Annotated in this window: 1 protein-coding gene; it reads right to left on the bottom strand. The window is 70.4% G+C overall.

Going from position 1 to position 423, the window contains the following annotated elements:
• Positions 1–262, bottom strand: a 262-nt coding sequence (locus ACLD7X_RS19210) for a hypothetical protein (RefSeq protein WP_411425273.1), incomplete at its 3' end; no start/stop codon positions are given.
• Positions 263–423 lie beyond the last annotated feature (161 nt).

The raw sequence follows: 423 nt of genomic DNA, 5'->3' as shown, positions 1-423 counted from the left end.
TCAGGATGATGTCAAGGAAGCTCTGGTGTTTCGCGGCGATCAGGGCGGCGTCCTCGGGTGGGGTGCCGCGCACCTCGGTCCGCAGGTTGCACAGCACGCGGGCGGTCAGGCGCACCCAGCGGCAATAGGCGTGGCAGCCGTCGATGGCGCCCTGGGGCGACCGGATCGCGGCGGGCAGGTAGGCCAGCCCGATCACCACCATGGCCACATACATCTGCACGATGAAAACCACCGACATCACCCATTGCCATGCCTGGCGCATCACGACAGTTCCCCCAGCTTGCGAAAGGCCGCGGCACGGGTCGCGGCAAAGGCCACCAGCGCGGCGGCCGGCGGCAGGACGAGCGGCCAGAGCCACCCCCAGCCCGAGAGGCCGAGGCCCGTCAGGAACCCGCCCGCTGCATCGGCCGAGGGCAGCAGCGC

The organism is Aphanothece microscopica RSMan92, from assembly GCF_046613545.2.
Classification (GTDB): Bacteria; Cyanobacteriota; Cyanobacteriia; order PCC-6307; family Cyanobiaceae; genus NIES-981.
Note: the sequence above shows the minus strand (reverse complement) of the source record. Positions and strands in the feature narration are given on the sequence as shown.